Source organism: Kitasatospora sp. NPDC034533, from assembly GCF_055575155.1.
In genome coordinates this window covers 1-20,228 of record NZ_JBVITE010000037.1, presented here as the reverse complement: position 1 = coordinate 20,228, position 20,228 = coordinate 1, and the positions used below count along the sequence as shown (strand labels likewise).

Genomic DNA, 20,228 nt, shown 5'->3' with positions numbered 1-20,228 from the left:
ACCGCACTACGCACCACACGGCTGACAATCGACACACAGTCACCGTCCCGTAACCATCGGCTACGAGAACCTGTTGGGGGAGGCATGGACAACCTGTTCGGCGAACTTCGACTGGGGCACCTTCGGCTCGCACCGCTGGGCACGCGCCGCCGCACCAAGGTCACCGCGTCCCAGGCCGCCGCGGAGTACACCGGTCGCTGGGGCTGGGCGGTCGTCACCGGCGACCCGGTCGCCGGCGCCACCGCCCCGACCCGCTGTCCCTGCGGCTCCGCCCTGTGCGCCGCCCCCGGTCCCCACCCGCTGCCCGGCGGAGGGGGCCGCGCCCGCGCCGCCCGCGCCGGCGGCTCGGTGCTGTTCCCCACCGGCCGCTCCTTCGACGTCCTGGACGTCCCCGAGCAGGCCGGCCTCCAGGCGCTGGTCCGGCTGGAGCGGATGGGCACCCAGGTGGGCCCGGTGCTCGCCGCCCCCACCGGCCGGCTCCAGTTCCTGGTCGCCGCCGGCACCGCCCGGCGCCTGCCCGACCTGCTGTACCGGATGGGCTGGGACGACGCCGCGCTCGACCTGGTCTGCCACGGCGAGGGCGGCTACGTCGCCGCCCCTCCCACCGTCCTCGGCGGCCTCGGCCCGGTCCGCTGGCTGCGCCGCCCCACCCGGGACAACGCGGGCTGCCCGCCCGAGGCCCGGCTGCTGCTCGGCACCCTCGCCTACGCGTGCCACCGCGGCCGCGAGCGCACCGCCGAACCGGCCTGGATGGCCTCGTGAGCCGAGCGCTCCCCTCCGGGACGCGCTGAACCCGGCCCCGCCGCCGACCCGGCGCCCGCGCCGGACGCCCGACGGACGCGCCACGGACCCGCGACGACCGACGCGCGACGACGGACACGCGAAAGGGCCCGCTCCCGGAAGGGAGCGGGCCCTGGCGCGCGGGGAGCCTCAGGCCCCGGTCAGCCTCAGTCCCCGATCAGCGCGTCCACGAACGCCCCCGGCTCGAACGGAGCCAGGTCGTCCGCACCCTCGCCCAGGCCGATCAGCTTGACCGGCACGCCCAGCTCGCGCTGGACCGCGACCACGATGCCGCCCTTGGCGGTGCCGTCCAGCTTGGTCAGCACGATGCCGGTGATGTCGACCACCTCGGCGAACACCCGGGCCTGGATCAGACCGTTCTGGCCGGTGGTGGCGTCCAGCACCAGCAGCACCTCGTCCACCGGGCCGTGCTTCTCGACGACCCGCTTGACCTTGCCCAGCTCGTCCATCAGGCCGGTCTTGGTGTGCAGTCGGCCGGCGGTGTCGATCAGCACGGTGTCCGCGCCCTCGGCGATGCCCTCCTTGACCGCGTCGAAGGCGATCGAGGCCGGGTCCCCGCCCTCCGGGCCGCGCACGGTGCGCGCCCCGACCCGCTCGCCCCAGGTCTGGAGCTGGTCCGCGGCGGCGGCCCGGAAGGTGTCGGCGGCGCCGAGCACCACCTTGCGGCCGTCGGCGACCAGGACGCGGGCCAGCTTGCCGGTGGTGGTGGTCTTGCCGACGCCGTTGACGCCGACCACCAGGACCACGGCCGGGCCCTCCTCGTGCTTGGTGGAGCGGACGGTGCGGTCGGAGTCCTTGCCGATCAGCTCGACCAGCTCCTCGCGCAGCAGCCCGCGCAGCTCGTCGGGCGTACGGGTGCCGAGCACCTTCACCCGGGTGCGCAGCCGCTCGACCAGCTCCTGGGTGGGGGCGACGCCGACGTCCGCCGTGAGCAGGGTCTCCTCGATCTCCTCCCAGGTGTCCTCGTCCAGGTGCTCCCGGGAGAGCAGCGAGAGCAGGCCCTTGCCGAGCGAGTTCTGCGAGCGGGAGAGCCGCGAGCGCAGTCGGACCAGCCGGCCCGCGGTGGGCTCGGGGACCTCGATGGCGGGTGCGGTCTCGGCGGCCTCGGGGGCCTCGACGACCTCGGCGGCCTCGGGAGCCTCCGTCTCCGCCGGGAGTTCCACCTCCTCGATGGTGCGGCGGGGTGCCTCCGTCGGCGGAGCGGCCTCCTCGCCGACCTGGGGCTCCCGCGGGGTGGGCTTCGGCGCCGTGATGACCGGCGCCTGCGACTTCGGGGGCAGCTGCTGGCGTCGTCTGCCGGAAACGACGAGGCCGGTGATCGCGCCGACGGCGACCACGGCGATGACTACGGCAAGGATCACGTATTCCATAACGGCTCCAGTATCCGCGACCGGAGCCCGGATGGACCGCAGCCGCCCTACACGGACGCGGTGTGCGACGCCCTCGGCCGCCGTTCCCGGTGCCCGTCCCGCAGCCGCTGGCTGATCACCTGGGAGATGCCGTCGCCCTTCATGGTCACGCCGTAGAGGGCGTCGGCGCACTCCATGGTGAGCTTCTGGTGGGTGATCACGATCAGCTGGGAGCTCTCCCGCAGCTCCTCCATGATCCCGATCAGCCGGCGCAGGTTGGTCTCGTCGAGCGCCGCCTCCACCTCGTCCATCACGTAGAACGGGCTGGGCCGCGCCTTGAAGATCGCCACCAGCAGCGCCACCGCGGTCAGCGAGCGCTCGCCGCCGGACAGCAGCGACAGCCGCTTGACCTTCTTGCCCGGCGGCCGGGCCTCCACCTCGACGCCGGTGGCCAGCATGTCCTCCGGGTCGGTCAGCACCAGCCGGCCCTCCCCGCCCGGGAAGAGCCGGGCGAAGACGGCCTCGAACTGGGCGGCGGTGTCGTGGTACGCCGAGGTGAACAGCTGCTCGACCCGCTGGTCCACGTCCCGGACGATGTCCAGCAGGTCCCGTCGGCTGCGCTTGAGGTCGTCCAGCTGCTCGCCGAGGAAGGCGTGGCGCTCCTCCAGCGCGGCGAACTCCTCCAGCGCCAGCGGGTTGACCTTGCCGAGCTGCTGGTACGCCTTCTCGGCCGCCCGCAACCGCTTCTCCTGCTCGGCCCGGACGTACGGGTACGGCTCCCCGGGCTCGCCGCCCTCCTCCGGGAGGGACGGCGGGACGGGCTGGTCCGGCCCGTACGAGGCGAGCAGGCCGTCGCCGTCGATGCCGAACTCCTCCAGCGCGCGGGCCTCCAGCTGCTCGATCCGCAGCCGCTTCTCCGCCCGCAGCACCTCGTCCCGGTGCCCGGCGTCGACCAGCTTGTCCAGCTCCTCCTTGAGGCCGCGGCCGTGCTCGCGGTGCTCGCGCAGCTCCTGCTCGCGCTCGGCGCGCTCCTGTTCGACGGCCGCCCGCCCGGCGTCCGCGCGGGCCAGCGACACCTCCAGGCAGGCCAGCAGCTGCCGGGCGCCGGACGCGACCGCGTTCGCCACCGAGGCGTCGTGCTCGGCGCGCCGGCGGCGCTCGGCGGCCCGGGCGCGCGCCTCGCGCTCGGCGCGGGCGGCCCGGTCCAGCTGGTCGGCCCGGCCGGTCAGGGCGCGCACCCGCTCCTCGTGGGTGCGCACGGCGAGCCGGGCCTCCAGTTCGGCCTGCCGGGCGGCGCTCGCCGCCTCGGCCAGCCGCTGCTGCTCGGCGGTGTTCGGCTCGTCCTCCCCGTCCCGGGCCGACCGCTCGGCGGCGGCCAGCCGCTCGGCCAGCTCCTGCGCGCCGTCGAGCAGCCCGGTCAGCCCCTGCTCGGCCCGCGCGACGGCGGCCGACAGCCGCTCGGCCTCCCCGGCGGCGGCCCGGGCCTGCCCGCCGAGCCGGCCGAGCGCTCCGGCGGTCCCCGCCCGCTCCTTCTCCGTCTGCCGCCGCCGCTCGGCCAGTTGCTCCACCTCGGCGGCCGACTCCCGGCGCCGTTCGGTGAGTTCGGCCAGCCGCTCGGCCGACTCGGCGCAGCGGGCGGCGAGTTCCCCGATCGCCCGGGCCGTCTCGTCCACCGCCGCCCGGGTCTCCAGCAGGCTCGGTGCGCCGCCGGACCCGCCCTGGGCGAAGCCGGCGCCGAGCCGGTCCCCGTCGAGGGTGACGGCGCGGACTCCGGGCAGCGCGGCGACCAGCCGCAGTGCCCGGTCCAGGTCCGCGACCACCGCGACCCCGGAGAGCAGTTGACGGACGGCACCGAGCAACTCGGCCGGGCCGTCGACCAGTTCGGCCGCCCAGCGGGCTCCCTCCGGCAACTCGCCCGGCACGTCGGCCACTTCGGTGACGCCGGCGATCAGCAGCGCGGCGCGGCCGGCGTCCTCGGCGCGCAGCAGCCGCAGCGCCTCGACGGCGGCGGACGGCGAGTCGACGGCCACCGCGTCGGCCGCCGCACCGAGCGCCGCGGCGACGGGCACCTCGTACCCCGCCTCGATCCGCAGCAGCGCGGCCGCCGGGCCGAGCAGTCCGTCCAGCCGCTCCCCGGCGTCCAGCAGCGCGCCGGTGCCATCCTTGCGGCGCAGCCCGAGGGAGAGCGCCTCGTGCCGTGCGACCAGCCCGGCCCGCTCCCGTTCGGCGGCGCCGGCCGCCTCCCGGGCTTCGGCCAACTCGCGCTCCACCAGAGCCAGTTGCTCCCGCGCCCGCTGGTACCGGGCCTCGACCCGGTCATCCTCCCCGGCCAGGCCGTCCACCTGCCGCTGGAGTTCGTCCAGCTCGCTCCGCGCGGCCTCGGCGCGCAGCAGCGCCTCCTCCCTGGCCTCGGCGAGCCGCCCGATCTCGGCCTGCGCCGCGGCGGCCTCGGACCGGGCGGCGGCGGCCTGCCCCTGGAGCCGGGCCAGGCCCTCCCGGCGGTCGGCGATGGCCCGGGCGGCATCGCGCAGCCGGCGCTCCTCGTCGGCCAGCTCCCGCTCCAGCCCTCCCCTGCGCTCGACCGCCTCGGCCAGCGCGTACCGGGCCTCCTCCAGCGCCTCGGCCAGCGCGGCCTCCTCCTCGCGGACCCGCTCGGCCTCCCGTTCCAGCTCCTGCGGGTCGCGCCCGCGCCGCTCCTCCCCCCGTGCCCCGGCGGCGGCGTGCCGGGCGCGGGCCTCGGCCAGCCCGAGGGTGCCGCGGGTGCGCTCGGCGAGCGCGGAGAGCCGGTACCAGGTCTGCCGGGCGGTCTCCAGGCTCGGCCCGAGCTGCTGGACCTGTGCCTCCAGGGCGCGCTCGCGCCGCACCGCCCGGGCCAGGTCCTGCTCGACGGTGGTGCGGCGCAGCCGCAGCGCCAGCTCGTCCGCGACCTCGGCCTCGACGGCCCGGCGCAGCGTGCACAGGTCGTCGGCGAGCAGCCGCAGCCGGGCGTCCCGCAGGTCGGCCTGGATGCCGGCGGCCCGGCGGGCGATCCGGGCCTGGCGGCCGAGCGGTCCGAGCTGGCGGCGCAGTTCGGACACCAGGTCCTGGACCCGGTTGAGGTTGGCCTGCATCGCGTCCAGCTTCCGCAGCGCCTTCTCCTTGCGCTTGCGGTGCTTGAGGACGCCGGCCGCCTCCTCGATGAAGGCGCGCCGGCCCATCGGGTCGGCGTGCAGGACGGAGTCGAGCTGCCCCTGCCCGACGATGACGTGCATCTCGCGGCCGATGCCGGAGTCGGAGAGCAGCTCCTGGATGTCCAGCAGGCGGCAGGTCTCGCCGTTGAGCGCGTACTCGCTGCCGCCGTTGCGGAACATGGTCCGGGTGATGGTCACCTCGGAGTAGTCGATCGGCAGGGCGCCGTCACCGTTGTCGATGGTGAGGCTGACCTCGGCGCGGCCGAGCGGGGCGCGCCCGCTGGTCCCGGCGAAGATGACGTCCTCCATCTTGCCGCCGCGCAGCGTCTTGGCCCCCTGCTCGCCCATCACCCAGGAGAGCGCGTCGACCACGTTGGACTTGCCGGAGCCGTTCGGGCCGACGACGCAGGTGATGCCGGGCTCGAAGCGCAGCGTGGTGGCGGAGGCGAAGGACTTGAACCCGCGCAGCGTCAGACTCTTCAGGTGCACGCCGCCGGTCCCCTCGTTCGCTCACGACTGGAACCGACTCTATCCGGAGCACGACACGACGAAGGGACGCCACATCCGGGCGTCCCTTGCAAGCTGCGTCCCTTTCGGGGCGGCTCTGTGCACAGCGGCGTCGATCTGTGAGGACCGGGCGGGACTCAGGTGAGAGCCGGCTCCCGCTGGTCCAGATCGATGCTGTTGAGCAGCGAGTGCTCGTCAGCGACAGCGGTGAGAGCGTCGTTCTCCGCCTGCATCCGAAGGAGCTGGGCTTCAAGGTCCTGGACGCGCTGCTGGAGCCGTCGCATCTCGGAGAGCATTCGCGGGTCGGGGCCGCCGACGTACCCGAGAAGCGCCTTTGCCATGATGAATGGTCCTCCACGCTGAGTGACCGAACCGGAACGGTACAGGTCTAGGGGGAAGGGGGACGCACGCGCGGCGCGCCTCCGGAAGTGCTGGCTGGGCACTACGGCACAACCACCGTGAGCTGGGCTCACGAGGGCATGCGCCTACCGGGAAAACGCGGTCGTGTGCGCGGGCTTCCAGCGTCTCACCAAAGACGGAAAGGGTCAACACGATCACCGCACGCTACCGCGCCCCTGTCACCTGCCCGGCGGTGTCGTCACGCCTGGGGGGCCTCGGGACGGGTCCACGACACGCTCGTGGATCATCGTTCGATGCGGAGTCAACCACGAGTCTGCCCGGATGGCAACCTCGTGACACCGCCAGTTCCGGATCTTTTCCCCGGAGCCCGCGCGGCGGGGCGGCGACGGCCGGTGACGGGTGGGCAAGCGGTCGGCGGCGGTCCGCGAACCCGGCGGCTCAGCGGATCTCGAACCCCTCGTACCCGGGGCCGACCGCCGTCCAGATCTCGGTGACACCGGTGACGTTGCCCGGGGTGCCGGGGCCGCGCAGCCGGGCCAGCAGCTCCTCGCAGTCGGCCGCGAGCCCCTCGGCCACCACCTGCACCCGGCCGTCGCCGAGGTTGCTCGCGTAGCCGCTCAGGCCGATCTCCAGCGCCCGTGCCCTGGTCCACCAGCGGAACCCGACCTGCTGGACCTTCCCCCGGACCCAGGCGGTCACCCGGACCGGTTCCTCACTGTGGGCGTCGCGACCGTGCATGCCCCCGACCCTAACCCGCGCGAACGCGAGCGGCCCCGCCGGAGGACCGGCGGGGCCGCTGGTGTGGCGGGCGGGTGGGTCACCAGTCCCCGCCGCCGAAGTCGCCGCCCCCGCCGAAGTCCCCGCCGCCACCGAAGTCGCCACCGCCGAAGTCGGCGGCGTTGAAGTCGGCGCCGGTGAAGTCGCCGCCCTCGTACTGGTCCTGGTAGCCGCCGCCCATCATCGGCGCGGCCGCGTACGCCGGGCCGCTCATCATCGAGCCGAGCATGGTGCCGACCAGCAGGCCCGGCAGCAGACCGCCGCCGCCGAAGCCGCTGTAGTACCCGCCCGCGTACGGGGCGTACGCCGGGCCTGCGTTCCAGTACGGCTGCGGGCCCTGCTCGGTGTCGACGGTGCGGACGGCCGGGTCCAGGCCCGCCGCCATCCGGTCCGCGTCGGCCTGGCAGACCGGCACGGAACGGGCGGAGCCGCCGCCCGGGGCCCAGTCGACGTCCTTGACGGACGGGCCGTGGCGCGGGTCCATGAAGCACGGGGGACGGCGCTCGGGCAGCGGCCGCTTCTCCCGCCGGGCGGCCAGGGTGGCCAGCGAGAAGCGGCCCTCCTCGATCGCCTCGGTGACCTGCTTGACGTCCTCCGGCCGCTTGGCCTCGTCGATCAGCCGCTTGGACTTCTCGTACGAGTCCAGGGCCTGGCTGTAGTCGGTGCGCTGGGCGTCGTCGGCGTCTGCGGCGGCCGGGTTGAAGTCGAGCCGCTCCAGCTCGACGCCGAAGGCGGTGATGTCCTCGTCCACCACCCGGCGCAGCTGCTCCAGCTCGGCCCGGGCCTGCGCCTCCTTGCGCTGCTTGGCCCGGCGGAACAGGAAGAAGACCCCGGCCCCGGCCAGCGCCAGCAGCACGACCGGGATGACCACCCAGGCGATCGAGGTGCTGTGGTTGACCCCGGTGCCCTTGGTCTGCGGAGCCGCCTGGTCGACGAAGGAGTTCAGGGTGGCGTCGATGTCGCCGCCGTTCGACCGGGCGGCCGCGCCGGCGATGCGCTGCGGCTGGCCGGCGCCCATCGCGCCGCGGTCGCCGCCGGCGTCGAGCGTGCCGTCGTGCCAGACCGCGTAGACGCCGTCGATGCCCACCAGGGTGCGCAGGTCCTGGAGGGTGGACTTGGCGAACGCCTTGTCGGGGATGACCGCGACGAAGATCGGCTTGTCGGCCTTGTCGATCTTCTTGGTCAGGGCATCGGCCTGGGCCTGGCTGAAGCGGCCGGTCATGGCCGGGGCGACGTAGACCTGCCCCTTCTTCAGCGTGGCGGCGGCGTCGCTCAGCCCGCCGGCGGCCGAGGCCGCCGGCGCCAGCAGGAGCATCAGCAGCCCGAGCAGCGCCGCCACCAGGGCAAGCGGCCCGGCGCCCCGGGAACGTCGTGCAAGGGTTCTCATGCCCCCGACGCTACCGTGATCGGCCCCGGAGCACGCCATACCCTTCGCATACTGGTATCGGCAAGAGCCCCGTCGTCCGCCGGGGTGGCGCCCCTCCTCGGGGATGATGTTCCCCCGAGCTTCCCCTGAGACGGGCCCGGCGCGGGAACCCCGCGGGGCCCCCGGACGTACGTCCCGGCGGGCACGGCCCGGTGCCGGGGCACTGCGGGGGCGTGCCGACCGTACCGCGCGAGCGGGCATAGTGGTCCCGGACCGCCGGTCCCATTGCCCTTTCTTTACTCAGCCCGTTCCTGACCCAACTCCCGATCGGAGCGCTCGGTGATCATCGGCCTCGTCACCGCCGTGGCGGCATCCGCCTGCTACGGCACCGGCTCGGTCCTCCAGGCCGTCGGATCCCGCCGCTCCGCCCGGGAGGAGGCCGCCAAGGGCGCCACCACCTCGACCACCGAGCACGGCGGCCCGAGCCTGTCCTCGACCGCGAAGGCCGCCGTCACCTGGGAGTTCATCCTCGGCACGGTGCTGGACCTGATCGGCTTCGGGCTCGGCGCGCTGGCCGCGCGGCTGCTGCCGCTGTTCCTCTCCCAGACCATCATCAGCGCCAACCTGGTGATCACCGCGGTGCTCAGCATCAAGCTGCTGGGCATCCGGCTCAAGCAGCTGGAGTGGGCCTCGATCGGCGTGCTCTGCTCGGCGCTGGTGCTGCTGGCCGTCTCGGCCGGGCCGGAGGGAGGGCACCACGCGGCGATGTCCTTCCACTGGGCGCTGCTGATCGTCACCACCGTGCTGCTGGTCGGCGGCAGCCTGCTGGTGCGGCGGATGGGCGCCAACGGCGCCATCGTCGCCGGTCTGCTCTCCGGACTCGGCTTCGGCGCCCTGGGCGTCGGGGTGCGCATCCTCAACGGCGTCGAGCCGTTCGCGCTCGGTCCGCTGCTCTCCGACCCGGCGCTGTACGCCGTCCTGGTCGGCGGCCTCGGCGGCATGTACATCCACACCGTGGCGCTCCAGATCGGCTCGGTGAACGGGGCGACCGCCGCGCTGGTGGTCGGCGAGACGGTGCTGCCCGGCGCGGCCGGCGTGCTCTGGCTCGGCGACTCCTCCAAGGCCGGCCTGGGCTGGCTGGGCGTGGTCGGCTTCCTGCTCGCGGTGGTCTCCGCGGTCGGGGTCGCCTACTTCGGCCAGGACACCCACGGCACGCCCGGGGAGCCGGCCCCGCAGGAGCCCGAGCTCACCCGGAAGTAGCCCTCCGGCCCCCGCTCGCCTGGCGCGGCACGCGCTGGCAGCGGGGGCAGAAGTAGCTGGAGCGGTTCATCCAGGCCGCCCTCCGGATCGGGGTGCCGCAGCGGCGGCAGGGCTCCTGCGCGCGGCCGTAGGCGTCGAGGTCCCGGGAGAAGTAGCCGCTCTCGCCGTTCACGTTGACGTAGAGGCTGTCGAAGCTGGTGCCGCCCACGGCGAGCGCCGCCGTCATCACGTCCCGGGCGTTGGCCAGCAGCAGGAGGGCCTGCGGGCGGGTGAGCGTCGAGGTCGGGCGGTCGTAGTGCAGCCGGGAGCGCCACAGCGCCTCGTCGGCGTAGATGTTGCCGACGCCGCTGATCAGGCTCTGGTCGAGCAGGGCGCGCTTGACGGTGGTCCGCCTGGCCCGCAGCGCGGCCACGAAGGCGGCGTCGTCGAAGCGCGGGTCGAGCGGGTCGCGGGCGATGTGCGCGATGGAGACCGGGGTGCCCTCCGGGTCCCCGTCCTCGGCCTCCTCGACCGCCAGGCCGCCGAAGGTCCGCTGGTCCACGAAGCGCAGCTCGCGCCCGCCGTCGTCGAAGCGCAGCCGGACCCGCAGGTGCGTCTCGTCGGGGACGGACGGGTCCTGGACGAGGAGCTGGCCGCTCATCCCGAGGTGGCCGATCAGCGAGAATCCGGCGCCGGCACCGGTCAGCGGCACCCACAGGTACTTGCCGCGCCGCTGCGCGCTGCCGAAGGTCGTGCCGGTCAGCCGGGCCGAGAAGTCGGCCGCGCCGGCGGGCTGGCGGCGCACCGCGCGCGGGTGCAGCACCTGGACGTCGGCGACGGTCCGCCCGGCCACCCAGGTGGCCAGACCACGGCGGACGACCTCGACCTCGGGGAGTTCGGGCACGGGAGAACGCCTCCTGCTGGGCGGATCGGCATCGGTACGGATCGGCAGGAGTGAAGGTTACTGCGCGGCGGGCCCGGCGTGTCGGGCCGTCGCTCAGGCCCCGGCGGGGAGCCGGTCGGCGTACTTCTCCTTGATCGCGCGCCAGGCGCTCTCGGCGGCCTTCTGCTCGGCTTCCTTCTTGGAGCGGCCGACGCCGCTGCCGAAGTCCTCACCGGCCACCCGGGCCGCCGCGGTGAAGGTCTTCTCGTGGTCCGGACCGGACTCCATGACGACGTACTCGGGCACGCCGATGCCCACCGAGGCGGTGAGCTCCTGGAGGCTGGTCTTCCAGTCCAGGCCGGCGCCCAGCTGAGAGGATTCCTCGATCAGCGGGTCGAACAGCCGGTGGACGAACTCGGTGGCCGCTTCCAGCCCCCGGTCCAGGTAGATGGCGCCGATCACGGCCTCGACGGTGTCCGCGAGGATCGACGACTTGTCGCGGCCGCCGGTGCCCTCCTCGCCCTTGCCGAGCCGGATGAACGCGCCGAGCTCCAGGCCGCGGCCGACGTCCGCGAGCGCGCGGGAGTTGACCACCGCGGCGCGCAGTTTGGCGAGCGTGCCCTCCGGGACGTCCGGGTGGACGCGGTAGAGGGTGTCGGTCACCACGAGGCCCAGCACCGAGTCGCCGAGGAACTCCAGGCGCTCGTTGGTGGGCAGCCCGCCGTTCTCGTACGCGTACGAGCGGTGGGTCAGGGCACGTACCAGAAGGGCGCGCTCGAGCGTGTACCCGAGGCGCCCTTCCAGGACGTCGTATTCGGTCGAAGCCGGCCCACCGGCCTTGCCGCCGCCCGAAGGACCCTTCGGGGCGGAGGACGCCTTGCGGGTGGAGTTACCGTCCGACATCGATCCGTGCACCCCGCCGATCAGACCGAGAGGACCTGGCGACGGTTGTACGTGCCGCAGCTCGGGCACGCGATGTGGCCGAGCTTCGGCTCGTGGCAGCGGTCGCACGCCACGAGGGCCGGAACGACGGCCTTCCAGTTGGACCGACGGTGGCGCGTGTTGCTGCGCGACATCTTCCGCTTCGGAACAGCCACGGCTACTTCTCCTGGTTCTCGGCGAGACCCTCACGGGTGTCGCTGGTCTTGATCCCGTCACCCTCGTCGCCGGGGGCGGCGGAGAGTCCCTGCAGAGCCGCCCACCGGGGGTCGGCGGCGTCGTGGTGGTGCGTCGGGTCGTCGCTCAGGCGCGCTCCGCACTCGGAGCACAGGCCCAGGCAGTCTTCCTGGCACACCGGCTGCAGCGGCAGTGCGAGCACCACCGCGTCACGCAGCACCGGCTGGAGGTCGAAGAAGTCGCCCTCCAGACGGTAAGTCTCTTCTTCCGAGTCCTCGTCGAGGTCCTCGGTCCCGGCCGTCGCGGCGCGATGGCGCTCGTCGGACTCCGGGTAGTAGTACAGCTCCTGGAAGTCGACGTCGACGTCGAACTCGACGGGCTCCAGGCACCGGACGCACTCGCCCTCGACGTGGGCCTCGGCGGTGCCGGTGACCAGCACGCCCTCGACCACGGACTCCAGGCGGAGTTCCAGCTCGATCGGGCTTCCCTCCGGAACCCCGACCACGTCGACGATCCCGAGGCCCTCGGGGGCCTCCAGGGTCCGGCTCACCTTGCGCATCGAGCCCGGGCGACGGCCGAGCTCGTGCGTGTCAAACACGAGGGGGTCGCGGTGGTCGAGGCGGTTCACAGTGTCCTGACTTCCATAGGAATCAACGAGGAGTCCCCATACAAGTCGGCGTTGCGAGAGGGCAAGCCGACGGCCGGACATGGGGAGGCCGGAGTGGTCAGACTACCGGAGTCTCCCGCCAGGCCCAACTTCGGTCCCGTCAGGAGACTCCCCCGCCGTCGCGCCCGGGCCGGTTCAGCGGCCGCCGAGCTCCCGCAGCCTGGTCATGTCGATCATGCTGGTGTCGAAGAAGCTGGTCTCGTCCAGGCCCTGGCCCTGTCCCTGCTGCTGGCCCTGCTGCTGGTGCGGCACGGTCGGCGGGGCGGCGGGCGGCTGCGGGTAGGCGTAGCCGTCGTACGACTGCGCCGGGTAGCCCGGCTGCTGCTGGGCGTACCCGTAGCCGTCCCCCTGCTGCGGCGGGTAGCCCGGCTGCTGCGGGTAGCCGCCCTGCTGCTGGCCCCACTGGGTGCTGTACGGGTCGCCCTGGCCGGCCGGGTCGAAGCCGCCGCCGTACACCTCGGCGTACTGCCCGCCCGGCTGCTGGGCGGCCGCGTACTGGTCGGCGCCGGGGGCCTGCCAGCCGGCCGCGGCCGGGGCCTGCTCGGGCCAGGTCTGCTGCTGCGGGACCTCCTCGCGGTACCAGGCGATGTCCCCGCCCTCGGCGTCCTCGGCGAAGCCCGCCGCCACCGCCTCGGCCCGCTCCTTGGCCTGCTGGGCCTGGTCGGCGGCGGCCAGGTAGGCGCCCAGCTCGTCGATCGGCCGCTTGCCGAGCAGCTTGTCGCGGCCCTTGCCGACCGCGTCCAGGGTGGCGCTGAGCACGTTCTCCAGGGTGGCGAGCTTCACATCGACGTACTCGTCCACCTCGGGGCTCGGGCTGATCCGCTGCGGACGGAACTCCTCGCCGTCGCCCTCGCCGCCGGACTCGGTCTCGAAGACGCTGGAGTCGCCGCGCAGCTTGGTGCGGCCGCGGCCGACCGCGCCCAGCGTCTTGGTCAGCACGACCTCGAAGTTGGCGAGCTTGCTGTCCACGTAGTCGTCGGCCTCGGCCCGCTTGGCCTCGACCTCGGCGCGCGCCTCGGCGAGGATCCGGTCGGCCTCGGCCTGGGCCCGGCGGACCACCTCGGTGTCCGAGATCAGCGAGCCGCGCTCGGCGTGCGCGCCCTGGATGATCCGCTCGGCCTCGGCCTGGGCGCCCGCCACCACCTGCTCGTGGTCGGCCATCACCGACTGGGCCTGGGCGAGTTCGGCGGGCAGGGCCGCCTTGAGGTCGTTGAGCAGGCCGATCAGCTCGGCCCGGTTCACCACGCAGGAGGCCGACATCGGCATCGAGCGGGCGTTCTCGACCGCCGCCACGATCTCGTCGACCTTGTTCTGCACGTCCACGGGTCTTCGTCTTTCCGTGTGCCGCCGACGCTCCGGCGGAGGCAGGCCCGACGCGGTGGACCTCACCGCAGGGCAGGGAGTACTGACTGTACGGCCACTGCCCTGCGGGTTCCCAACCCCCGAGCCGAACGGGCGGCCCGGGAAACGGACATGAGGTGACGAACCGGCAGAATCGGACAGCCGGCGGGCTACTGCGCCGCCCTGCGCTCCGCGATCCGCTCGACCAGCCGGCCGTGCACCGCCTCCGGCAGCAGGTGCGAGACGTCGCCGCCGTACGAGGCGACCTCCTTGGCCAGCGTCGAGGACAGGAAGCTGTACGTCGGCGAGGTCGGCAGGAACAGCGTCTCCACGCCGGTCAGGCCGTTGTTCATGTGCGCCATCTGCAACTCGTAGTCGAAGTCGCTGACCGCGCGCAGGCCCTTGACGATCGCCGGGATACCGCGCTCGCGGCAGAAGTCCACCAGCAGGCCCTGGTGCGACTCGACCACCACGTTGCCGAAGTCCGCGGTGACCTCCTCGATCAGGCCGATCCGCTCCTCGATGGTGAACATGCCCTGCTTGTTCCGGTTGACCAGGACCGCGACGTGCACCACGTCGTAGAGCTTGGAGGCGCGCTCGATGATGTCGAGGTGGCCGTTGTGGATCGGGTCGAACGAACCGGGACAGACGGCTCGGCGCATGACGTGTGTGCTCCCTCGTGGGGTGACGGCTACTGCGGGCCGCGGCCCGCTACTCCTGATCGCCGGCCGCGGCGGCGGCGCGACCGTACCAGAGCGTGCCCTCGCCGTAACGGCGGGAGCGCAGCCCCTCGAACCCCTCGGGCCAACCGAACTCGCCGCCCCGGGTGCTGCGCTCCACGGTGACGAGTACGTCCTCCGCGAGCCAGCCCCCGGCCAGGAGTGTGATCAGCATCTCGCGCAGCTCCCCGTCCGTCACCGCGTACGGCGGGTCCAGGAACACCAGGTCGTACGGCCTCTCCGGGGCCGGACCGGCGATCACCTTCTCCGCCTTGGCGGCCCGCACCTCGGCGCCCGGCAGGCCCAGCGCCCGGACGTTCTCCCGGATCACCCGGGCCGCCTGGCCGTCCGCCTCCACCAGCAGGACGTGCTCGGCGCCGCGCGAGAGCGCCTCCAGCCCGACCGCGCCCGACCCGCCGAACAGGTCCAGCATCCGGGCCCCGTGCACGGTGCCGCGCAGCGCCTCCAGGGTGGAGAACATCGCCTCCCGGGCCTTGTCGGAGGTCGGGCGGGTGCCCCGGCCGGGCGGTACGGCCAGGCGGCGGCCGCCGGCCGCCCCGGCGATCACGCGGGTCATGGTGGTGGGAGGTCCTTTCGTCGCTGCCCGACCACGCTATACGGCGCGGGCCCCGCCCGGCGTACCGGCGGGGCCCGCGGGCAGTGCGGCTCAGCTCGCCTCGGCGCCCGCCGAGGGGGCCGGGACGGCCGCGCCGAGCAGCGCCGGCGAGGCGTAGCGGGACCAGGACAGGCAGCCGTCGGGCGGGCAGAACTCGGGGCGGCGCGGGTCGTGCCCGAGCTCGCGCAGCTTGGTGCGGACGGAGTCGGGCGTGCGGCCGAAGCGGGCGGCGATCCGGGCGACGGTCTCACCGTCGTGGAAGCGCCGGACCAGCTCCTCCTCGTGCTGCGGCACCCAGGGGGCGCCGTGGCCGGGGTACAGCTCGCGCAGCACGTCGCGGTCGGGGATGGGCTCGGAGACGTCGGCGACGATCGCCAGCGCCCGCAGCGCGCGGTTGAGCGCGATCCGCAGCGAGGCGACGTCCTCGACCGGCAGGCGGAGCTTGCCCGAGGCGAGCGGTGCGGCGGCCGCCCCCTCGCGCCAGCCGGTCAGGGTGAGGGTGACCTCGCGGTCGTCGTCGCTGGCGAGTTCGATCCGGAAGACCTTGTCGCCCAGCGGGAGCTCGTTGAGATGACGGAATGCCATGGCATGACCCCCAAGTGTCGCGCCAGGTACGCACCTTGGGGGTGCGCCCTGAACACCTTCATTCTCTCGTGGGGGTCTGACAGTCCGGCGGCCCCGGGGCCGCTCAGCCCTTCTCCATGTAGGCCGCGCGGTCCTCGTCGAGCAGGCTCTCCAGCGCGGTGCGCAGCTCCGGGTGGGCGGCGAGGTCCGGGTCCTCGGCGACCAGCCGGGTGGCCTCGGTGCGGGCGGTCAGGATGACCTCCTCGTCCTCCAGCACCGAGAGCACCTTGAGCGAGGACTTCACCCCGGACTGCGCCTGGCCCAGCACGTCGCCCTCGCGGCGCTGTTCGAGGTCGATCCGGGACAGCTCGAAGCCGTCCAGGGTGCCGGCCACCGCGTCCAGCCGGGCCCGGGCGGCGCTGGCCCCGGGCATGTCGGTGACCAGCAGGCACAGGCCCGGCGCGCTGCCGCGGCCGACCCGGCCGCGCAGCTGGTGGAGCTGGGAGACGCCGAAGCGGTCGGCGTCCATGATGACCATCACGGTGGAGTTGGGGACGTTGACGCCGACCTCGATGACGGTGGTGGCGACCAGCACGTCCACCTCCCCGGCGGCGAACCGGCGCATCACCTCGTCCTTGGCCTCCGGCGCGAGCCGCCCGTGCAGGATCTCCACCCGCAGCCCGGCGAGCGGCCCCCTGACCAGCTTCTCGGCCGTCTCCACCACCGAGAGCGGGGGCCGCCGTTCGTCGCTCGCGGCGCCGGCGTCGGCGAGGTCCTCGAAGTCCTCCTCGGCCGCCTTGCGCTTCTTCTTCGCGGCCTTCGGCTCGGCGGCCGGCTCCTCGTCCCCGATCCGCGGGCAGACCACGTACGCCTGGTGGCCCTTGGCGACCTCCTCGCGCACCCGCTCCCAGGCCCGGGTGAGGAAGTTGGGCTTCTCCAGCGCCGGGACGACGTGGGTGGAGATCGGCGAGCGGCCGGCCGGCAGCTGGTCCAGGACGGACGTCTCCAGGTCCCCGAAGACCGTCATCGCGACGGTGCGCGGGATCGGGGTGGCCGTCATCACCAGCAGGTGCGGCGGCTGCTCGCCCTTGGCCCGCAGCGCGTCCCGCTGCTCGACGCCGAAGCGGTGCTGCTCGTCGACGACGACCAGGCCGAGGTCCTGGAACTGGACCTTGTCCTCGATCAGCGCGTGGGTGCCGATGGCGATCCCGGCGTCCCCGCAGGCCATGTCGAGCAGCGCCTGGCGGCGGGCGGCGACGCCCATCGAGCCGGTCAGCAGCACCACCCGGGTGCCGAGGTCGGAGCCGCCGAGCATGCCGCCCTCGGCGAGGTCCCCCATCATCTCGACGATCGAGCGGTGGTGCTGCTGGGCGAGCACCTCGGTGGGCGCCAGCAGCACGGCCTGGCCGCCCGCGTCGACCACGGCGAGCATGGCGCGCAGCGCGACCAGCGTCTTGCCGGAGCCGACCTCGCCCTGGAGGAGGCGGTGCATCGGGTGTTCGGTGGCGAGGTCGGCGGCGATCTCGGCGGAGACCTTCCGCTGGCCCTCGGTGAGGGTGAACGGCAGCCGGGCGTCGAAGGCGTCCAGCAGGCCGCCCTCGCGGGCCTCGCGCGGCTTGGCCGGCAGCGCGGAGTCGGCGGCCCGGCGCTGGGCCAGGGCGACCTGGAGCACGAAGGCCTCGTCCCAGCGCAGCCGGCTCTGGGCGCGCTCGCGGTCGGCCTGGCCGCGCGGGCGGTGGATGAGCTCCAGCGCCTCGGGCAGCGGGATCAGGCCGTGCCGCTCGCGCAGTTCGGCGGGCAGCGGTTCGCCGACGTCGCCGAGGTGCTTGGTGAGGGCGGTCTCGACGCAGATGGAGAGCTTCCAGCTGGGCATCTGGGCACTGGCGGCGTACACCGGGATGAGCCGGCCGGCGAACTGCTCCGCCGCGTCCGAGCCCGCTTCCTCGTCGAGCAGCTGGTAGTCCGGCGAGACCAGCTGGCGGGTGCGGTTGAAGACCCCGACCTTGCCGGCGAACAGGCCCTGGGCGCCGGCCCTGAGCTCCTTCTGCCGCCAGCCCTGGTTGAAGAAGACCAGCGAGAGCCGGCTGCGGCCGTCGGTGACGACGACCTCCAGCCGGTCGCCCTTGCGGCCGCGGAACGGGATCAGGGTGACCTTCTCGATCCGGGCCAGCACGGTGACGTGCTCGTCGACCTCCAGCTCGTCCAGGCTGGTGAGCTGGCCGCGTTCGACGTAGCGGCGCGGGTAGTGGTGCAGCAGGTCCCCGACCGTGCGCAGCTTGAGGCTGTCGGCGAGCACCTTCGCGGTGCGGTCGCCGACGAGTTTGGTCAGTGGTTCATCGAGAGCGCCCATCAGGCCCCTGTCTACACCACCGCACGGACAAACCGGGTCCTCCTACTCCACCCCGATGAGCAGCGGCGCCGGTTCCTGCCCGCCGTGGAAGACCACCGCGTCCACCTCGGGCCGGCGGTGCCGGACGTGGGCGACCAGCCGTTCGGCGAGCGCCGCGTCGGTGCCGCCGCCGAGGATCAGGGTGACGAGTTCGCCGCCGGCGCCGAGCATCCGGTCCAGCACGCTCTCGCCGACCTCGGCCAGCCCGGTGCCGATCACCGCGACGTCGCCGTCGATCAGCCCGAGCACGTCCCCGGCCTGGCAGACCCCGGCCATCGTCCAGGACTCCCCCTCGGCGACGGCGAGTTCGGCGTACCGGGTGGCTCCGGCGGCGGAGGTCATGGCGACCACGTCCTCGTCGAAGCGGCGGGAGCCCTCGTGCACCGCGAGGGCCGCCAGCCCCTGCACCGGCGAGCGGGTGGGCAGCACGGCGATCCGCACCCCCTCCTCGCGCAGCTGGTCGGCGGCGGCCCCGGCGGCGGCGCGCAGTTCGGGGTCGTTGAGCAGCAGGACGACCTCGCGGGCGGCCGAGCGGCGCACCGCGGCGGCGAGTTCGGCGCTGGCCGGCGGGCGGTCCGGGTCGGCGTGCAGGACGACGGCGCCGGCCTGTTCGCAGAGCTCGGCCAGGCCGTCGCCGGAGACCACCGACAGCACCGCGCGGGCCCGTTCCTCGCGCTCGCCGCGTTCGGCGGTGGTGCCGGCCCGGGCGGCGGCCTCGGCGAAGTGGGTGATCCGGATCTGGTGCGGGCGTCCGGCCTCGACCCCGGCCTCCACGGCGGCGCCCGCGTCGTCCACGTGGACGTGCACGTTCCACAGGCCGTCGCCGCCGCCGATCACCAGCGAGTCGCCGAGCGCGCCGAGCCGCTCGCGCAGGGCGGGCAGCGCCTCGTCCGGGGCGTCGAGCAGGTAGATGACCTCGAAGGCGGGGTGGCCGGGGCCGGGCGGCCGCAGGTGGGCCTCGCAGTGCTCCGCCGCCCGGACGTCCCCGCGCAGTGCGACCGGTCCCATCGGCTGCTGCCCGGCGACGGCGTCGGCGAGCGCGCCGAGGACGGCCACCAGGCCGCGCCCGCCGGCGTCCACCACGCCGTTCTCGGCCAGCACGGCGAGCTGCTCGGGGGTGTGCCGCAGCGCGTCCCGGGCGGCCCGGTAGGCGGTGTCGGCGACCTGCGCGAGCCCGTCCCCGGCCCGGACGGCCTCCCGGGCGGCGACCCGGGCGACGGTCAGCAGGGTGCCCTCGACGGGCTCCGCGACGGCCTGGTAGGCGGATTCGGCGGCCCGTTGCAGGGCGGCCCGCAGCTGTTCGGCGCCGCCGCCCTCGGCGAGCGTCTCGGCGGTGCCGCGCAGCCACTGGGCGAGGATCACCCCGGAGTTGCCGCGGGCACCGACCAGCGCGCCGCGGGCCATCGCCCGGACGGTGTCGGCCAGCCCGGGGGCCGGCTCGGCGGCGGGGTCGGTGAAGCGGCTCTCCACCTCGGCGGCGGCGGACTCGACGGTCAGGTAGAGGTTGGTGCCGGTGTCGCCGTCCGGGACGGGATAGACGTTGAGCGCGTCGATCTCCTCGCGGGCCTGGCCGAGCGCGCGCAGGGCGAGCTGGCACCAGGTGCGCACGGCCGGTGCGTCGAGCGTGTGCAGCACCAGGTCTCCTCCGGGTGGGACGCCGACATGGCCCATGGGGCGGCAACTCGTTCGGTTGCGGCGGCGGGGGTGATACCGGCAGGTTATCGGGGGCCGGGGAGGGCCGGCCGGTCCGGCGGCCGGAGCGATCACTCGGCCGGTCGTGGTAGTTTCGTGGGACGGAAGCAAGCGTTGTATGCTCTTCCGGTTGCCTGGAACCGTCCAGGCTCACCCCCTTGTCCGGTCTGGTTCACGCGAGTGTTCTGGTGGTTGAGCGGGGTTTTCGAAAGTATCTGATCTGAAGTCTTGGAGTGACTCCTGTGGCTGCCAACTGCGACGTCTGCGGCAAGGGGCCGGGCTTCGGCAACAGCATCTCCCACTCTCACCGCCGTACCCCCCGTCGTTGGAACCCCAACATCCAGACGGTGCGCGCTGTGATTGGGCGGACGCCGAAGCGGCTCAACGTCTGCACCTCGTGCATCAAGGCCGGTAAGGTCTCGCGCTGACGCGCAGACCGGCATGCCGGTCCTCCAGTGAGCCGGTTCATCCTCGGATGGGCCGGCTTCGCTGTTTCCGTGACCGGCTACGCCGCTTTCCGGGCTCACCGGTGGTGGGGGGGGGGGGGGGGGGGGGGGGGAAACCCCTCCCCCCCCCACCCCCCCCCCCCCCCTCCCCCCTGAAGAGCGTGCTGTGCACCCCTCACCCCGAAGGAAAAACCCCCTCCCCTACATATCCCCCCTCCTCGACTGG

At 74.0% G+C, this 20,228-nt stretch carries 18 protein-coding genes; 3 read left to right on the top strand and 15 right to left on the bottom strand.

Annotated elements, in window-relative coordinates; all coding sequences use genetic code 11:
- The first annotated feature begins 84 nt into the window (after nucleotides 1-84).
- On the top strand, nucleotides 85-762 hold the full coding sequence (locus ACZ55U_RS23860) for a bifunctional DNA primase/polymerase (protein ID WP_465528738.1): 678 nt from the start codon (nucleotides 85-87) through the stop codon (nucleotides 760-762).
- A gap of 185 nt (nucleotides 763-947) precedes the next feature.
- Here the strand turns inward: ACZ55U_RS23860 and ftsY are convergent, their stop codons facing one another.
- The 5 genes from ftsY to ACZ55U_RS23835 form a co-directional block, all read right to left on the bottom strand.
- Nucleotides 948-2,171, bottom strand: coding sequence for a signal recognition particle-docking protein FtsY (ftsY, locus tag ACZ55U_RS23855; protein WP_465528736.1), 1,224 nt, complete (start codon nucleotides 2,169-2,171; stop codon nucleotides 948-950).
- A 47-nt stretch (nucleotides 2,172-2,218) separates the two neighbouring features.
- The gene (gene smc / locus ACZ55U_RS23850) at nucleotides 2,219-5,809 is read right to left on the bottom strand and encodes a chromosome segregation protein SMC (RefSeq protein WP_465528734.1); all 3,591 of its coding nucleotides are present in this window, start codon (nucleotides 5,807-5,809) and stop codon (nucleotides 2,219-2,221) included.
- Nucleotides 5,810-5,964: 155 nt separating this feature from the next.
- Entirely contained in the window at nucleotides 5,965-6,168 is a 204-nt protein-coding gene (locus ACZ55U_RS23845; RefSeq protein ID WP_030056753.1) for a hypothetical protein, read from the bottom strand.
- Between the two features lie 457 nt (nucleotides 6,169-6,625).
- Nucleotides 6,626-6,925 (bottom strand): acylphosphatase, encoded by a 300-nt coding sequence (locus ACZ55U_RS23840; RefSeq protein WP_465528732.1) that lies wholly within the window; start codon nucleotides 6,923-6,925, stop codon nucleotides 6,626-6,628.
- A 79-nt stretch (nucleotides 6,926-7,004) separates the two neighbouring features.
- Nucleotides 7,005-8,351, bottom strand: coding sequence for a hypothetical protein (locus ACZ55U_RS23835; protein WP_465528730.1), 1,347 nt, complete (start codon nucleotides 8,349-8,351; stop codon nucleotides 7,005-7,007).
- Between the two features lie 318 nt (nucleotides 8,352-8,669).
- Here ACZ55U_RS23835 and ACZ55U_RS23830 point away from each other — a divergent pair, with 318 nt between their 5' ends.
- Nucleotides 8,670-9,590, top strand: coding sequence for a DMT family protein (locus ACZ55U_RS23830; RefSeq protein WP_465528728.1), 921 nt, complete (start codon nucleotides 8,670-8,672; stop codon nucleotides 9,588-9,590).
- Here the strand turns inward: ACZ55U_RS23830 and mutM are convergent.
- From mutM to ACZ55U_RS23780, 10 genes are all read right to left on the bottom strand, one after another.
- On the bottom strand, nucleotides 9,577-10,473 hold the full coding sequence (mutM, locus tag ACZ55U_RS23825) for a bifunctional DNA-formamidopyrimidine glycosylase/DNA-(apurinic or apyrimidinic site) lyase (RefSeq protein ID WP_465528726.1): 897 nt from the start codon (nucleotides 10,471-10,473) through the stop codon (nucleotides 9,577-9,579). The genes ACZ55U_RS23830 and mutM overlap by 14 nt on opposite strands.
- A gap of 93 nt (nucleotides 10,474-10,566) precedes the next feature.
- Nucleotides 10,567-11,355, bottom strand: a complete 789-nt coding sequence (gene rnc / locus ACZ55U_RS23820) for a ribonuclease III (RefSeq protein WP_465528724.1) — start codon at nucleotides 11,353-11,355, stop codon at nucleotides 10,567-10,569.
- A 20-nt stretch (nucleotides 11,356-11,375) separates the two neighbouring features.
- On the bottom strand, nucleotides 11,376-11,549 hold the full coding sequence (gene rpmF, locus ACZ55U_RS23815; protein WP_030056747.1) for a 50S ribosomal protein L32: 174 nt from the start codon (nucleotides 11,547-11,549) through the stop codon (nucleotides 11,376-11,378).
- Nucleotides 11,550-11,551: 2 nt separating this feature from the next.
- Nucleotides 11,552-12,196 carry a YceD family protein gene (locus tag ACZ55U_RS23810; RefSeq protein WP_465528722.1) on the bottom strand — a complete coding sequence of 215 codons (645 nt, stop codon included), beginning with the start codon at nucleotides 12,194-12,196 and terminating at the stop codon, nucleotides 11,552-11,554.
- Nucleotides 12,197-12,370: 174 nt separating this feature from the next.
- The gene (locus ACZ55U_RS23805; protein ID WP_465528720.1) at nucleotides 12,371-13,558 is read right to left on the bottom strand and encodes a cell division initiation protein; all 1,188 of its coding nucleotides are present in this window, start codon (nucleotides 13,556-13,558) and stop codon (nucleotides 12,371-12,373) included.
- A gap of 188 nt (nucleotides 13,559-13,746) precedes the next feature.
- Nucleotides 13,747-14,238, bottom strand: a complete 492-nt coding sequence (gene coaD, locus ACZ55U_RS23800; protein WP_465528718.1) for a pantetheine-phosphate adenylyltransferase — start codon at nucleotides 14,236-14,238, stop codon at nucleotides 13,747-13,749.
- Between the two features lie 49 nt (nucleotides 14,239-14,287).
- The gene (rsmD, locus tag ACZ55U_RS23795; protein ID WP_465528716.1) at nucleotides 14,288-14,872 is read right to left on the bottom strand and encodes a 16S rRNA (guanine(966)-N(2))-methyltransferase RsmD; all 585 of its coding nucleotides are present in this window, start codon (nucleotides 14,870-14,872) and stop codon (nucleotides 14,288-14,290) included.
- A gap of 90 nt (nucleotides 14,873-14,962) precedes the next feature.
- A complete protein-coding gene (locus ACZ55U_RS23790; protein ID WP_465528714.1) occupies nucleotides 14,963-15,496 on the bottom strand; it encodes a hypothetical protein in 534 nt (177 codons plus the stop codon).
- A 103-nt stretch (nucleotides 15,497-15,599) separates the two neighbouring features.
- Nucleotides 15,600-17,825, bottom strand: a complete 2,226-nt coding sequence (gene recG, locus ACZ55U_RS23785; RefSeq protein WP_465528712.1) for an ATP-dependent DNA helicase RecG — start codon at nucleotides 17,823-17,825, stop codon at nucleotides 15,600-15,602.
- A 42-nt stretch (nucleotides 17,826-17,867) separates the two neighbouring features.
- Nucleotides 17,868-19,535 (bottom strand): DAK2 domain-containing protein, encoded by a 1,668-nt coding sequence (locus ACZ55U_RS23780; RefSeq protein ID WP_465528710.1) that lies wholly within the window; start codon nucleotides 19,533-19,535, stop codon nucleotides 17,868-17,870.
- Between the two features lie 263 nt (nucleotides 19,536-19,798).
- Between ACZ55U_RS23780 and rpmB the strand changes: the two genes are divergently transcribed.
- Nucleotides 19,799-19,984, top strand: a complete 186-nt coding sequence (gene rpmB, locus ACZ55U_RS23775) for a 50S ribosomal protein L28 (protein WP_014138233.1) — start codon at nucleotides 19,799-19,801, stop codon at nucleotides 19,982-19,984.
- Nucleotides 19,985-20,228 lie beyond the last annotated feature (244 nt).